This is a genomic window from Marinobacter goseongensis (assembly GCF_023156235.1).
Taxonomy (GTDB): Bacteria; Pseudomonadota; Gammaproteobacteria; order Pseudomonadales; family Oleiphilaceae; genus Marinobacter; species Marinobacter goseongensis.
Genome location: NZ_JAKZAI010000006.1, coordinates 100406 through 114494, shown reverse-complemented (window position 1 = coordinate 114494; position 14089 = coordinate 100406). Strand labels below are relative to the sequence as shown.

Here is a 14089-nt window from a genome sequence, read left to right as displayed (position 1 = left end):
TCAGGCTTTTTTCACAAATTCCGATTTCAGCTTCATGGCGCCAATACCCTCGACCTTGCAGTCGATGTCATGATCACCGTCCACCAGACGGATGTTTTTCACTTTGGTGCCCACTTTCACCACCAAACTGGAGCCTTTCACCTTCAGATCCTTGATCACCGTAACCGTATCGCCGTCCTGCAGCTCGTTACCGTTGGCGTCGCGGATAGTATTGCTCGCTTCGGCGGCCGCGGCTTCCGCCTCCGTCCATTCATGGCCACACTCCGGGCAAACCAGCTGTTCTCCATCTGTGTAGGCGTATTCGGACTGACATTGGGGGCAAGGCGGTAGCTGGGACATGCGCTGATTCCTGTAGCGGTAAAAAAGTACGCAGTTTACCAGAAACCGCCGACACCGGTTGCAAGGCCCATCAGGTTTCGGGCGAAACCCGCGCCAGAATGGTCGGGGCCTCAGACAATGGCAGAGCAATGATGACCCCCTCGTTGGACGCCGGAAACACCCCTGCGAGCCGGGTGATATTGACCTGATGAGACACCAGCACAACCGGCAGCCCCTCACCCAGCTCGTTGACCCGCGCGATGGTCTGCTTCGTTGCCATACCGCCATCCGCCCGATTGCGGAAGAATGAATTCAGCGACGGCCACTCCGTCACCTCCCCCACATCCATCCCGCGGGCCGTTTCCAGGCAGCGGCACCACTGGCTGGTGAACACCCGGGCCTCATCAATGCCCTGATCCCGCAAAAACGGCTTCCAGGCCTTCGCCTGCGCCCGCCCCTGATCATTCAGATTGCGCTGGGTGCTGCAGTCATCCAAATCGAAGTTGGCCGGATCACCGGTGCCGGGCGCCAGGGCATGACGCAGCATCAGCACGGCCCGGCCTTCTCGCAGGGCTTCCCAGGCCTCCGACTCGTCGGCATTCACGGTTTGCGGTGCCCCAATGAGCGCCATCAACACAAAAACGAAAGCAAATCGTGCCATTCCTCAAACTCCCCTGAGCTGCTATTTAACACGGCTCGGTCGCGGAGTTTTCCGTGAAGCCGGACGGCGCTCTTGCGGATCACGTTCCAAAAATGTCGGAGGCCATGGATGGCCGGAGATCAAGCGCACACGGATGTGCTCGTAGCGTTTTTTGGAAAGTGATCTGCAAGAGCGCCCCGCGCCCAAGTCGCAGGCCTGATCATAAATACGCGGACCAGAACTACCAGGCTCACAACAACAAACGGTAAACTCCTCCCCAAGAGCCAAACCGACAAAGGAACCAACCATGCCAATCTGGGTCGACGCCGACGCCTGCCCCGTGCCCATCCGGGAAATCCTCTGCCGTGCCGCCGCCCGCTGGCAAATCCAGACCACCTTTATCGCCAACCACGCCATCACCCTGCCTCCGAGCCCCTACATCAGCCGCCGGCAGGTCCCCCAGGGCTTCGACGTCGCCGACAACGAAATTATGGACCAGATGCACAAAGGCGACCTGGTCATAACCCAGGACATCCCGCTGGCCGCCGAAGCCATCGAAAAAGGCGCAGACGTCTTCAACCCTCGGGGCCAGGCGTTCACCAAAGAAAATATCCGCCAGCGCCTCGCCATGCGTAACTTCATGGAAGAGATGCGAAACGCCGGGCAGGTTACCGGGGGCCCCGCGCCGTTCAACCAGGGCGATCGCAAGGAATTCGCAGACAAACTGGACCGCTGGTTGCAACAGAACAACCGTAAGTGATAATGATTCTCTTTTAAACGATCAGTAAATCCGCTACCCTTGCCGCCTTTACACCTGCAGGCCGCTCATTGCCCGCGCGTTTCACAGGAGAGAAGCGGAGTATGTCTTCAACCAGCCAGAACACCACCAGTAGCTTTGCCGCCCTGGCACGCCTGCTCAGGTATGCCCGGGGTTACCGCCGCCAGATCATCGCGGCCGCCACCTGCTCGGTCATCAACAAGCTGTTCGACATTGCGCCGGAAATTCTCATCGGCGTGGCCATTGATGTGGTGGTCAACAAGGAAGCAAGCTTTGTGGCCGGCCTCGGGTTTGAGACCGCGCAAGAACAGATCACCATTCTGGCCATCCTGACCTTCTTCATCTGGGCCGGTGAGTCCCTGTTCGAATACCTGTTTCAGATCCTCTGGCGCAATCTGGCCCAGCGGCTGCAGTCGGATCTGCGACAGGATGCCTATGAGCATGCCCAGCGCCTGGACATGAGCTTTTTCGAGGCCCGCAGCTCCGGTCAGTTAGTGGCCACCATGAACGACGACGTAAACCAGCTGGAACGCTTCCTCGACGGCGGTGCCAACGCCATGATCCAGGTGGTGGTCACCGTGATCGCTGTGGGCGCGGTCTTCTTCGTCCTATCCCCACTGATTGCGCTGCTCGCCTTCACGCCGATCCCGCTGATCATCTGGGGCGCGTTCTATTTCCAGCGCAAGGCCGGCCCGCTGTATGCCGACGTGCGGGAAAAAGTGGGGGATCTGTCCAGCCGCCTCGCCAACAACCTCGGCGGCATTGCCACCATCAAGAGTTTCACCGCTGAAACCCGGGAAGCCCGGCGCCTGAAAGAAAGCAGCGAAGCTTACGTGGAGGCCAATCGCCGCGCCATTCGCATCAGCTCGGCGTTTATCCCGATCATCCGCATGGCCATTCTCGCCGGCTTCCTCGCGACATTCACCGTGGGTGGCATGATGGCCCTGAGTGGCGACCTGAACGTGGGCGCCTACGGCGTGCTGGTGTTCCTCACCCAGCGCTTGCTCTGGCCGCTGACCGGACTGGCGGAAGTGATTGACCTGTTCGAGCGCGCCATGGCCAGCACCCGACGCATCCTCGACCTGCTGTCGGAACCGGTCCACGTGCGGGACGCAGCCGGCAAGGCGCTCAGCGAGCCGGTTCAGGGCGAGGTCACCCTGAACAAAGTAAGCTTTCACTATCCCAGCAGTGGCGCCGGCATTTGCGATATCGACCTGCATGTACCGGCGGGCAATACCCTGGCGCTGGTGGGCGCAACCGGCTCCGGCAAGTCGACGCTGATCAAACTGCTGCTGAGGTTCTACGACCCCAGCCACGGCGATATCCGCATCGATGGCCAGCCCATTCAGGGCATCAGCCTGAAATCCCTGCGTAAAGCCATCGGACTGGTGAGCCAGGATGTGTACCTGTTCGAGGGCAGCATTCGCGACAACCTGACCTACGGCAAGCCAGATGCGTCAGACAGCGAGATCATCGACGCCGCGAAGACCGCCGAAGCCTGGTCCTTTATCGAAGCCCTGCCCGATGGCCTCGATACCCCGGTGGGGGAGCGTGGCATTCGCCTTTCCGGTGGCCAGCGCCAGCGCCTTTCCCTGGCCCGCGCGCTGCTCAAGAATCCGCCCATTCTGGTTCTGGACGAAGCCACCAGTGCCGTAGACAACGAAACCGAAGCCGCCATCCAGCGCTCCCTCAAGCGCATTGGCCATAACCGCACGGTGATCATGATTGCCCACCGCCTGTCCACCATCGTCGATGCGGACACCATCGCCGTTGTGGATGCCGGCACGGTGGTGGAAAGCGGCACGCATCAACAGCTGCTGGACCACGATGGCGCCTACGCGGCCCAATGGCGGGTGCAGACCGGCCAGGTCTGAACCACCGTAGCTCTGGCTTAAATTATATTGATAGTAATTCGCATTTAGATTATTCTGCAGGCCCTCGGAGCTTATCCCTCTGAAACGTCCCACAAATCCGGGAGCCTGCATGTCTGCGTTCTTCAAAGTATCCGGCCTGGGTGTGCGCATCGGTGACGCCGCCATCCTTCGCAATGTCACTCTGGACTTTCGCGAAGGCGAAGTGACTGCACTGCTCGGTCACAATGGCTCCGGCAAGTCCACGCTGTTGAAAATCCTGGCGCGTCAGATGGCGCCGTCTGCTGGCGACGTCCGTGTGCTGGGCACCTCTTTCCAACGCACCGGTGCCCGCGAGTTTGCGCGTACGGTGGGCTACCTGCCCCAGCACCCGCCGGGAACCGACGGACTGACCGTGCGCGAACTGGTTGCTCTGGGTCGCTACCCCTGGCGGGGGCCACTCGGGCGTTACAACGCCGAAGACCATCGGTTGATCGACCAGGCCATCAACGATACCGGGCTTACCCGGTTCCAGCATCGCTCGGTGGATACCCTGTCGGGCGGCGAACGGCAGCGCGCGTGGATCGCCCTGTTGCTTGCCCAGCAGACCCGCTGCCTGCTGCTGGACGAGCCCATCTCCGCCCTCGATGTGAAACACCAGGTCGAGACCCTGCGGCTGGTGCATCGCCTCGCAGAGGAACGGGAACTCACGGTGGTGGTGGTGCTGCACGATGTGGACCTCGCGGCCCGTTTCTGTGACCGACTGGTGGCGCTGAAGTCCGGAGCGCTGGTCGCCGATGGCAGCCCCCGCAACATCATGGATTCCGGCATCCTCGAGTCTATCTACGGCGTGCCCATGGGCGTGCTCGAACGCGCACCGGGCCAGTGGGTGTCCTATGTTCACTGAACACCGGCCGGTTCACCTGGTTATGGCACTGCTGTTGAGCCTGGCCCCCATGCTGGCGGGTGCGGCTACATGGCAACATGAGTACGGCACGGTCAGCCTGGATGAACCGCCAGCGCGGGTGGTCACCCTCAACTGGGCGGCCACGGAAGCGTTGCTGCTGCTGGGTGTGACGCCGATCGGCATGGCGGATCGTGACGGCTATTCCGTCTGGGTCAAGGAGCCGGAACTCCCGGAGGGTGTGCACAATATCGGCACCCGCGTGGCACCCAGCCTTGAGGCCATTGCCGAGCTGAAACCGGACCTGATTGTCACCAGTGCCGAAATGGCACCGGCCGCAGAACTGCTGGAGCGGATCGCCCCCACCTACGTCATCAGCGTGTACCGGGAAGGCAGCCGACCACGGGAGAAATCTCGTGAAATGCTGGTGACACTGGGGCAGATGCTGGGTCGCGAAGACCGCGCAGACGCCGTGATTGCCGATATCGAGGAAACCCTGGCGATCCAACGGCAAAGACTGGAAACCGCAGACCTGAGCGACCGCCCGGTGGCTCTGGTGAATTTTCTGGACGACCGCCATGTGCGGATCTACGCCCCCAACGGCCTCTACCAGACCGTTCTGGACGGCCTCGGCCTGAGCAACGCCTGGCCGCGGAAGGGCAATTTCTGGGGATTTTCCGTGGTCGGTCTGGAAGCGCTTGCGCCTTATGGGAACAGTCGCATCGTGGTGATTTCCCCCCTGCCGCCGGGGCTCGCGGACACGCTGGCGATCAGCCCGTTCTGGACCTATTTGCCACCGGTAAAACAGCAGCAGATCTATCCGGTCGATACCACCTGGCCTTTCGGCGGCCTGTTCCAGATCAAACGGCTGGCGGTTCAGCTCACCGACAGCCTGTTGGCCGGAGGCCACGACAATGTACGCTGAGTCCGCCCGCCTGCCATCGGCGCGCCCGACCATCCGGGCCACGCTGCCCATCGCGGCGGTTGTCCTCTGGCTGGGTGCCCTGGCCGCAAGTGCCATGCCCTGGCTCAACCAGCTGCAGCCCGCTGCCCTGGTTGCCGCCTTCTGGACTTTCGATCCGGATCAGTATTCCTCGGTGCTGGCGCACTACAGCTGGGCGCCGCGGGTGTCGATCGCCGTACTGATTGGCTGCGGCCTGGGCCTGGCCGGCGCCGTGACCCAGCAGATTCTCGGCAATCCACTGGCGTCGCCCACCACACTCGGGGTGGAAGCCGGCGGGCAATTCGGGGTCACGGTGGCCACCCTGTTCGCTCCAGGCCTGCTGGCCTTTAACCCGGATCTGGCGGCACTGGCCGGCGGGCTGCTGGCCATCGGGCTGGTGATCGCGCTGACATGGCGCCTGGGCTTTTCGCCGGTCACCGTGATTCTGGCCGGGCTGGTGATCACCTTTTTCCTCGGTGCCATGAACATGGCCTTCCTGCTGCTGAAAGGCGAGTGGCTCGGCAACCTGTTTATCTGGGGTGCCGGCTCTCTGGTTCAGAACAACTGGGGGCCGTTCATGGATCTCTGGCCGCGGGTGCTGGTGCTGGCCATGCTGATGCTGGCACTGATTCGGCCCTTGCAGTTGCTGCAGCTGGGGCAGGCCTCCGCCAGCTCGCTGGGGGCAAAAGTCGCCCTGGTCCGGATGCTGGCCCTGCTTCTGGTGGTGGTCATGAGCACGACCGTGGTCAGTCGGGTCGGTGTCGTGGCGTTTATCGGGTTGGCCGCTCCGGTGCTGGCGCGCCTGCTCGGCGCCCGCACCCTCGGCAGCCGGCTGCTGTGGAGCACCTTGCTGGGCGGCGGCCTGTTGCTGCTGGCCGACACATTGGCGCACTGGGCCTCGACCTGGGGTGACGGCTCACTGGTGCCCACCGGTACGACCACCGCATTGATCGGCGGACCGGTTATCCTGCTGGCTCTGCAGGGCTTCAGAGACACCCACCGTATGCCGGGTCAGGAATCAGGCCCCGCCAGGTTCCCGCCGCAACGCCGGTCCCCCGTGCTGATTGGGGGTGCACTGGTCACCCTGCTGCTGGCCACCATCGTGATCTCCATGGGCTGGTCACCAGGCCTGGAAGGCTGGAACTGGACCCTGATCAGCCAGTGGCACGAGGCCTGGGTCTGGCGGGGGCCGAGATTGCTGGCAGCCATGCTGGCCGGAGTCGCGCTGGGGCTGGCCGGCACGCTGATACAACGGATGACCGGCAACCCCATGGGCAGCCCGGAAATGCTGGGCATCAGCGGGGGCGCGGCACTGGTGATGGTGGTGATCGTGGTTTCCGGACTGGAGGTGGGTCGGGTGGGTCAGCTGGGCGCGGCCACACTCGGTGCCGCCGCGGCCCTAGGCCTGCTGATCCTGCTGGCCCGCAAACACCGCTTTGCCGGCAACCAGCTTCTGCTTGGTGGCCTGGCACTGTACGTGTTCATGGACGCCGGCCTGCGACTGGTGATGGCCTCCGGCGGCCCCGTTGCGGCCCCGTTGCTGAACTGGATGTACGGCTCCACCTGGCTGATTTCGGAACATGAAGCGTTCGGCCTGATGGCCTTTGTGTTGCTGATCTGCGGGCTGTTGGGCCTGGTAGTGCGTCCGCTCACCCTGCTGCCTCTTGGCGACACCTCGGCCTCATCGCTGGGGTTGCCGGTGGCTCGGGCCCGACTGTTGCTGCTGTTGGTAGCGGCGGTGCTGACGGCTTCCGCCACGGTGGTGATCGGGCCGCTGAGTTTTGCCGGCCTGATCGCGCCCCATCTGGCCCGTGTGCTGGGACAGCAAACTGTTGGCCGCCAGATGATTGTGGCGGGTCTGGTGGGCGGGCTGCTGCTTGCCGTTGCCGATTACCTGTCCCGCATCGTGGTGTTCCCGGCTCAACTTCCGGCCGGGTTGTTGGCAGCGCTGGTTGGCGGCGTTTACTTCCTGTGGGGATTAAGCCGACATGGCCGCGCCTGACACCGACAACCGGCAATGGCCGCAACGCTACCACGACCTGCTGGCAAAGGCCGGGCTGGACCGGGATGCCGAACTGGGGGTAGCGCTGAAGGGAGCAATTAAGGGAGCGCTGCAACCACAGGAGCCCCGGCAGCCTGCCCTGATGTCTCTGGCACAATGCCTCAGCGAACCGGAACGGCTGACACGACAGATCCGCGATGACTATGCAGACGCGCAAACCGCCAGAGCCGTCACCGCGCGGTTATCGGTATTGCAGCAGGATCTCGCACTCAACATTATTGCGCCGCTGACCCTGCGGCTGTTTCTGCAGGGTGAAACGCCACTGCCCGATCCGGATCGCATCTTTTTCACAATGCTCCCGACGCGCACGGCGTTCGATGCTGTGGACACGCCCCCGACACGCTGGGGGATGACAAGCAGCGGGCCCCCGGTGTCGGTGCCCGGGTTTGTCAGCGGCATGGCAGCCCTCGCCAACGACTGGTATCCGATGTTCCGCAAGGTACTGGGGATCAGCCCGGGGGCCTACTGGAGCAGCATCGGTCTCGGGCTGGGCGCCCCTTTCTCGGTGGTCTGGAACCGGGCCGAACCCACGGCCCTGTGCCAGCTGGCGCAGGCCTGGCTCAAGCAGTTCGAGTGCGATGCCAATCGTTTTATCGACTGGATTCCCACCGAGTTCAGCAAGCAGCCCTGTGCGATTCCGCAGCGCAGAGGCTGCTGCCTGAAGTATCTGCTGCCGGATGGCGGCTACTGTGGCACTTGCGGCATCTACCGCAAGGACCGTATCGCCGCGGCTAGACGCCAGCCAGTGCCGAGCCAAGCAGCAGGATACTGGCCAGCACCAGAATAGACAGGCCGCAGCTTGCGGCCAGTTTCAGTCCTTCGATGGCTTCCTCTTCCGGTGTCATTGCGCCCTCCCTAATCGCTACCTGACGTCACCCCACCAATTTACATCACAACATTGCAAATGTTAATCGTTATCATTATTATTAGCGCCGAATTAAAACCCGGCAATGTTACTTGTTCGTCGGCGAGCATCTTCCATACAGACCAAAGGTAAGCTGTCCATGTTGTCTGAAAAATGCACCCGTGCACCCCGTGTTTCCTCTTTAACTGCGTCCGCCTGGCTCACGTCCGGCCTGTTGTTGACACCGCTTCTCGCTCCCGCTGCCCAGGCCGAAACCGCCACGCTGGGCGCCATCGAAGTGACCGGCGAGCGCCTGGAAGATCCCCGGGCACCGGTCGACGGCTACCGCGCAAAAACGGCGTTGAGCGCCACCAAAACCAGCACGCCGATTGCAGAAACCCCGCAGGCCATTTCGGTCGTCACCCGTCAACAGATGGAAGATCAGGGCGTCACCAGTGTGCAGGAAGCCCTGCGTTATTCCGCCGGTGTCGGCGCTGAACAGTTCGGCCTGGACAGCCGGGGCGACTGGCAGTCCATCCGCGGTGGGGATCCGGTGATTTTCCTTGATGGCATGAAGAAGGGCTTCGGTTTCTATAACCGCCCCCGCACCGAGCCCTACACTCTGGAACGCATTGAAATCGTAAGGGGGCCTTCGTCGGTGATGTTCGGGCAGGGCAATGTCGGCGGCATCATTAACCTGGCCTCCAAACGCCCGCTCGCGGAGCAACAGAGCGAACTGAGCCTGCAGGTTGGCAACAACGGCCGCAAACAGGCCGCCATCGACACCACCGGCCCGCTCAATGCCGACGGCACCCTGCTCTATCGCCTGGTAGCGCTGGGCCGGGACAGCGACACCCAGGTCAAACAGGTGGAAGACAACCGCGTGGTCATTGCCCCGTCCATTACCTGGCGCCCGAGCGACCGCACCGACTGGACCCTGATGGCGTTGCACCAGGAGGACCGCGGTGGCTCCACCACCCAGTTCCTGCCCCACGCCGGAACCGTGAAACCGGCGCCCAATGGCCTGCCGGACATTCCCATCGACGTCTTCATGAGTGAGCCGGATTTCGACCGCTATGACACCAAGGAAGATGCGGTAACGTCCCTGTTCAGCCACCGCTTCAACGACACCTGGGCCGTTCGCCAGAACCTGCGCTACTCGGAAAGCGAAGTGACCTACCAGTCAATCTACCCGTCTTTCCCGCCCACTCTGCAGGACAACGGCGATATTTCACGGGTGGCCTACGCCAATGAACCCAACCTGAAATCGCTGACAGTGGACAACCAGGTGGAGGCGGTCTTCGGCCCCGACAACTTCACCCACACCGTCATTGCCGGGCTGGATTACCAGCGGGCCGAGAGCGACGGTCGCACCGCGTTTCTGGCGGACATCGGTGATTTGAACCTGTACAACCCGGTGTACGGTAATGACACGCGCATCACCGATGCCGATTACAGCGACATTCCGGAAAACACCGTGCGTCAGACTGGCGCGTACCTGCAGGATCAGGTGGCCATCAACGAGCGCTGGATTGCCGTGCTGGGACTTCGCTACGACAACGCCCGTAACAAGACCGAAGGCGGGGAAAGCTTTGAGGACAACGAAGTTACCACCCGCGCCGGGTTGATGTACAAGACCGGCTTCGGGCTGTCGCCTTACATCAGTTACTCCGAATCGTTCGAACCTATCAACGCGCTCGACGCCTTCAACCAGCCCTTCAAGCCGCTGGAAGGTGAACAGATCGAGCTGGGCGCCAAGTATCAGCCAGCTTCTTCACGGCAACCGTTTACGACCTGCAGGAGAAGAACCGCCGCGCGCCTGATCCGGCCAACCCCAATAATCAGATCCAGAACGGGAAAACCGAGGCCCGGGGTGTGGAACTGGAGGCCTACATGGCGCTCAATCCGGGATGGAATGTTCTGGCCAGCTACGCCTACACCGACACAGAAGTGAAAGAAGGCGCCAATGAAGGCGCACGCCTGGCCAGTATTCCCGAGCACACCGCGTCTGCCTGGAGCCAGCACGACTTCGCCATCGCCGGTATTCCGGGATTCCGTGCCGGGGCGGGCGTACGCTATGTCGGTAGCAGCTGGGACGGTGCCGATGAGCTCAAGACACCCGCCGTAACGCTGTTTGATGCCATGATTGGCTACGGCCGAGGCAACTGGGATCTGAGCCTGAACGTTAACAACATCGAGAACGAAACCTACTTCTCCACCTGCCTGGCCCGGGGCGACTGCTTCGTTGGCACCAAGCGGACGGTGATCGGCTCTGTGACCTACAAATTCTGATACCTGCAGCGTCTCCCTTCGTATCCGATGCTAGACTGCATTCATAATGGATGTTCCGGCAGACACGAACGAAGGGAGACGGGTACATGAACCTGGCCGCTCGAATCGCAACCGCACTGACGCTCACCGGTATTGCCACTGTCAGCCACGGTGCCGCGCAAACCCTCACTTCCGACAAAGCCACGTTCCAGCTGGAAACCATCGCGGAGGGCCTTGCCCACCCGTGGGCACTGGCCTTTCTGCCCGACGGCTCGCAACTGGTCACCGAGCGTAACGGGCAGCTTCGCCGCATCCGCGACGGAAAGCTTCAGAAAGTCCCCATCGAGGGTCTGCCCGATCTGGTGGTATCCGGCCAGGGTGGGCTGCTGGACGTCATCCTGCACCCGGATTTCGAGAACAACCAAACTCTGTTTCTCAGCTACGCCCACAAAGTCAGCCGCGAGGGTATGACCACCCGCGTCGCCCGGGCAACCCTGCAGGGAGACCGGCTTGAGGATGTGGAGGTGATTTTCGAAGCCATGCCACGGGGTGACACCAGCCGGCACTTCGCCGGCCGCATGGAGTTTGATGCCGAGGGCCGCCTCTATGTAGCCGTGGGCGACCGCGGCAAGATGGACCGGGCCCAGCTAACCGACGACGACGCCGGTGGGGTTCACCGCATTACCATTGAAGGCGACCCCGCCCCGGGCAACCCGTTCCTCGACGATTCGGCGGTAAACGATTCTTTCTTCACCTATGGCAACCGCAATATCCAGGGTATGACCATTCATCCGGAAACTGGCGAGATCTGGAGCAACGAACACGGTCCCAGAGGCGGCGACGAGATCAACATCATCCGCGCCGGCAACAACTACGGCTGGCCGACGGTGACCTACGGCATTGACTACTCCGGCGCTACCATCTCCAACAAGACCACCATGGAGGGCGTTACCGATCCCCTGCACTACTGGGATCCGTCCATCGCTCCATCCGGCATGGCGTTCTATACCGGGGAACAGTTTCCGGAATGGCAGGGCGACCTGTTCGTGGGCGCTTTGAAAATGCGCAAACTGGTGCGTTTGCGCATTGAAGACGAAAAAGTGATCGAAGAGGAGGATTTGCTGACCGACCTCGGTGAGCGCATCCGCGACGTACGGATGGGACCGGACGGCGCCTTGTGGCTGCTGACCGACTCTTCCGACGGCAAGGTCTATCGCATCAGACCCGCGAAGTAGCGGCCTGCGGGACGCTTCACCACCGGGTATCAGTTCGGGTCGTTGGTTCTTGAGGTTTTCTCGAACTGGGGAATGGCATCGGTGATCTCGAACCAGTCAGATCTGGAACCCACGTAGACGTGCTGGGCGGGTGATTTACCCAGGGGTTCGTTGATCACACCAACACGCAGGCGCAGGACACCCGGGATGGCGTCAAGGCGGCTGTAAAGATGGCTGCCACAGCGACTGCAGAACGCTCGATACTTGCCGGGGCGGGACTCGTATTCCTGTATCCGGTCCTCGCCGCTCAGAAAACGGAAGCGAACTTTCTGGACCGGAGCGCTGGCGGAAAACGCACTGCCGTGGGCGCGGCGACACTGGCTGCAATGACACAGAGCGATAGGACCCAACGGGCCTTCGTATTCAAAGGTGATGTCGCCACAGAGACACTGGCCGGTCAGCATGATTTACCCCTTCGTTTCGCGCCGCCGTGATGGCGGGCCCGGTTGAACGGTCGCCATGATACCTGCGGCCCACTTGAAGAACCAGCACGCGGACACCACATTACAACCACAGATTTCGCACAGGAGGACATCATGTCATTCAATGCACTTCCGAAAATCGGCATGGGCACCTTTCGCCTGAAAGGCAACGACGCCAGAGACGCTGTAAAAAGTGCCTTGTCCCTCGGTTACCGTCACATTGATACCGCCCAGATGTACGAGAACGAAGCAGAGGTGGGTGACGGCGTTGTGTCCAGCGGCATTCCCCGCCGCGAAGTCTTTCTGACCACCAAGATCTGGCACGACAAACTGCACGCCAGCGATCTGATCAACAGCCTCCACAGTAGCCTGGCAAGGCTGAAAACCGATCATGTGGACCTTGCCCTGATCCACTGGCCGTCGCCGGACGATCAGGTGCCCATGGCCGAATACCTTGGCGCGCTGCGAGACGCCCAGCGCGAGGGGCTGGCGGAGCACATCGGTATTTCCAACTTCACCTGCGCGCAAATGGATCAGGCCAGGGACATTCTGGGCGACGGCGCCCTGTTTACCAACCAGGTGGAGGTGCACCCGTTTCTGAGCAACCGTAAAGTGGTGGATCACGCCCGGGAGCTGGGCATTCCGGTCACCGGCTACATGCCACTGGCCGTGGGCAAAGTGATGGAAGATGAAACCCTGATCCGTATCGGCAGGGATCACAATGCGTCGCCGGCGCAGATTGCCATCGCCTGGGTTGTTGCACGGGGCGTGGTGCCTATTCCCTCCTCAACCCGCTCCAATCACCAGAAAGCCAATCTGGACGCACTGAACATCAGTCTGAGCACCGAGGACATGGCGGCCATTGATGCCCTGAACCGGGGTGAGCGTATTGCCAATCCGGGCTTTGCCCCGCACTGGGACTGAGCGCCTGCGAGCAGGCCGCCCGGCCCCTTTGTGGCAGGCCGAGCGGCCATGGGCTCAGCCCGCGTAGGTGCGGGCCAGATAGTCAAGAATGCGTGACGACTCGAACAGGCTCGCGTCGGTATTGGGATCTTCCAGGTACGGAACCTGCACTCGTTGATGCTGCTGAAAGAAGACATCCCGCTTGCCACCGGGAATCGGCCGGTAGGGTCCGGGCTTGATCCGTTGTTTGGCAGGACCGATTTCTGTCCAGTGCTCTTTGCCCAGATTGTGCAGCGTGTAGGGTATCTCCAACTCGCACAGCTTTTCCCGCACCAAGCGTGAAAAGGGGCTGCCCTCGAAGCTCCACAGGTGCAGCGGCTGCGCCGGCGCCCGGGCGGCCTCTGCCCTCAAACCGCGAAGCCCACTGGTGGCCGAGGCGATCGATCCAAGAGCGCCCTGATGGGCCCTGGCACTGTAGAAGCGCGGCACTGGCCGGCCGGCGTATTCACGGAACAGGTATTCCACAATGGCGGTCGATTCGTACAGAACCTTGCCGGTGTTGTTGTCCACCAGCAGGGGGTACTGCTGCTTACCACCCATCGCCTCGGCTTCCGGGCGGAACCGGCGACCTCCCTTCGGGCAGGGACGAATGTCCACGTCGAGATTCAACGCCGTCAGCGCCTCCCGCACCCGGCGGCAATAGGGGCAGGCTTCCATGTCGTAGAGCACCAGGGGCTTTTCCGGCTGAGCAACAGACCGGACCACCAGACATCCGCGCCAGGCGGTGAGCGAGGAGGTGGCAACCGAGCCGAGAACATTCACATTGTGAAGCAACATATTGGGCATGAAACAACCTTACTGACGATGAAAGAAAGTGGCC

General features: G+C 61.9%; 12 protein-coding genes and 1 pseudogene. 9 read left to right on the top strand and 4 right to left on the bottom strand.

What is annotated here, in order from left to right:
- Positions 1-339 carry a zinc ribbon domain-containing protein YjdM gene (locus MLC70_RS07100; RefSeq protein WP_248182562.1) on the bottom strand — a complete coding sequence of 113 codons (339 nt, stop codon included), beginning with the start codon at positions 337-339 and terminating at the stop codon, positions 1-3.
- A 70-nt stretch (positions 340-409) separates the two neighbouring features.
- Complete coding sequence (locus MLC70_RS07095; protein ID WP_248182737.1) at positions 410-949, bottom strand: histidine phosphatase family protein; 540 nt, start codon at positions 947-949, stop codon at positions 410-412.
- A gap of 316 nt (positions 950-1265) precedes the next feature.
- Between MLC70_RS07095 and MLC70_RS07090 the strand changes: the two genes are divergently transcribed.
- From MLC70_RS07090 to MLC70_RS07050, 8 genes and pseudogenes are all read left to right on the top strand, one after another.
- Positions 1266-1718 carry a YaiI/YqxD family protein gene (locus MLC70_RS07090; protein WP_248182559.1) on the top strand — a complete coding sequence of 151 codons (453 nt, stop codon included), beginning with the start codon at positions 1266-1268 and terminating at the stop codon, positions 1716-1718.
- 101 nt (positions 1719-1819) lie between these two features.
- Positions 1820-3610 (top strand): ABC transporter ATP-binding protein, encoded by a 1791-nt coding sequence (locus MLC70_RS07085; protein ID WP_248182557.1) that lies wholly within the window; start codon positions 1820-1822, stop codon positions 3608-3610.
- 109 nt (positions 3611-3719) lie between these two features.
- Complete coding sequence (locus tag MLC70_RS07080) at positions 3720-4493, top strand: ABC transporter ATP-binding protein (protein ID WP_248182555.1); 774 nt, start codon at positions 3720-3722, stop codon at positions 4491-4493.
- A complete protein-coding gene (locus MLC70_RS07075) occupies positions 4483-5415 on the top strand; it encodes an iron-siderophore ABC transporter substrate-binding protein (protein ID WP_248182553.1) in 933 nt (310 codons plus the stop codon). The genes MLC70_RS07080 and MLC70_RS07075 overlap by 11 nt, the downstream gene beginning before the upstream one ends.
- Positions 5405-7435, top strand: a complete 2031-nt coding sequence (fhuB, locus tag MLC70_RS07070) for a Fe(3+)-hydroxamate ABC transporter permease FhuB (protein WP_248182551.1) — start codon at positions 5405-5407, stop codon at positions 7433-7435. Before MLC70_RS07075 ends, fhuB begins: the two co-directional genes overlap by 11 nt.
- Positions 7422-8282, top strand: a complete 861-nt coding sequence (locus tag MLC70_RS07065; protein ID WP_248182549.1) for a (2Fe-2S)-binding protein — start codon at positions 7422-7424, stop codon at positions 8280-8282. The genes fhuB and MLC70_RS07065 overlap by 14 nt, the downstream gene beginning before the upstream one ends.
- Positions 8283-8445: 163 nt before the next feature.
- Positions 8446-10631: pseudogene (locus MLC70_RS18640) on the top strand (TonB-dependent siderophore receptor).
- 86 nt (positions 10632-10717) lie between these two features.
- Positions 10718-11845 carry a PQQ-dependent sugar dehydrogenase gene (locus MLC70_RS07050; protein ID WP_248182547.1) on the top strand — a complete coding sequence of 376 codons (1128 nt, stop codon included), beginning with the start codon at positions 10718-10720 and terminating at the stop codon, positions 11843-11845.
- A gap of 29 nt (positions 11846-11874) precedes the next feature.
- Here the strand turns inward: MLC70_RS07050 and MLC70_RS07045 are convergent, their stop codons facing one another.
- A complete protein-coding gene (locus MLC70_RS07045) occupies positions 11875-12288 on the bottom strand; it encodes a GFA family protein (protein ID WP_248182545.1) in 414 nt (137 codons plus the stop codon).
- Positions 12289-12420: 132 nt separating this feature from the next.
- Here MLC70_RS07045 and dkgB point away from each other — a divergent pair, with 132 nt between their 5' ends.
- Complete coding sequence (dkgB, locus tag MLC70_RS07040) at positions 12421-13230, top strand: 2,5-didehydrogluconate reductase DkgB (RefSeq protein WP_248182542.1); 810 nt, start codon at positions 12421-12423, stop codon at positions 13228-13230.
- A 54-nt stretch (positions 13231-13284) separates the two neighbouring features.
- Here the strand turns inward: dkgB and MLC70_RS07035 are convergent, their stop codons facing one another.
- Positions 13285-14055, bottom strand: coding sequence for a glutathione S-transferase N-terminal domain-containing protein (locus tag MLC70_RS07035; RefSeq protein ID WP_248182540.1), 771 nt, complete (start codon positions 14053-14055; stop codon positions 13285-13287).
- Between the last annotated feature and the right edge of the window lie 34 nt (positions 14056-14089).

Bases quoted from the DNA above. Each gene is read 5' to 3' on its own strand.
- MLC70_RS07100 (WP_248182562.1), bottom strand. From the start codon at position 339: ATGTCCCAGCTACCGCCTTGCCCCCAATGTCAGTCCGAATACGCCTAC.
- MLC70_RS07095 (WP_248182737.1), bottom strand. From the start codon at position 949: ATGGCGCTCATTGGGGCACCGCAAACCGTGAATGCCGACGAGTCGGAG.
- MLC70_RS07090 (WP_248182559.1), top strand. From the start codon at position 1,266: ATGCCAATCTGGGTCGACGCCGACGCCTGCCCCGTGCCCATCCGGGAA.
- MLC70_RS07085 (WP_248182557.1), top strand. From the start codon at position 1,820: ATGTCTTCAACCAGCCAGAACACCACCAGTAGCTTTGCCGCCCTGGCA.
- MLC70_RS07080 (WP_248182555.1), top strand. From the start codon at position 3,720: ATGTCTGCGTTCTTCAAAGTATCCGGCCTGGGTGTGCGCATCGGTGAC.
- MLC70_RS07075 (WP_248182553.1), top strand. From the start codon at position 4,483: ATGTTCACTGAACACCGGCCGGTTCACCTGGTTATGGCACTGCTGTTG.
- fhuB (WP_248182551.1), top strand. From the start codon at position 5,405: ATGTACGCTGAGTCCGCCCGCCTGCCATCGGCGCGCCCGACCATCCGG.
- MLC70_RS07065 (WP_248182549.1), top strand. From the start codon at position 7,422: ATGGCCGCGCCTGACACCGACAACCGGCAATGGCCGCAACGCTACCAC.
- MLC70_RS07050 (WP_248182547.1), top strand. From the start codon at position 10,718: ATGAACCTGGCCGCTCGAATCGCAACCGCACTGACGCTCACCGGTATT.
- MLC70_RS07045 (WP_248182545.1), bottom strand. From the start codon at position 12,288: ATGCTGACCGGCCAGTGTCTCTGTGGCGACATCACCTTTGAATACGAA.
- dkgB (WP_248182542.1), top strand. From the start codon at position 12,421: ATGTCATTCAATGCACTTCCGAAAATCGGCATGGGCACCTTTCGCCTG.
- MLC70_RS07035 (WP_248182540.1), bottom strand. From the start codon at position 14,055: ATGCCCAATATGTTGCTTCACAATGTGAATGTTCTCGGCTCGGTTGCC.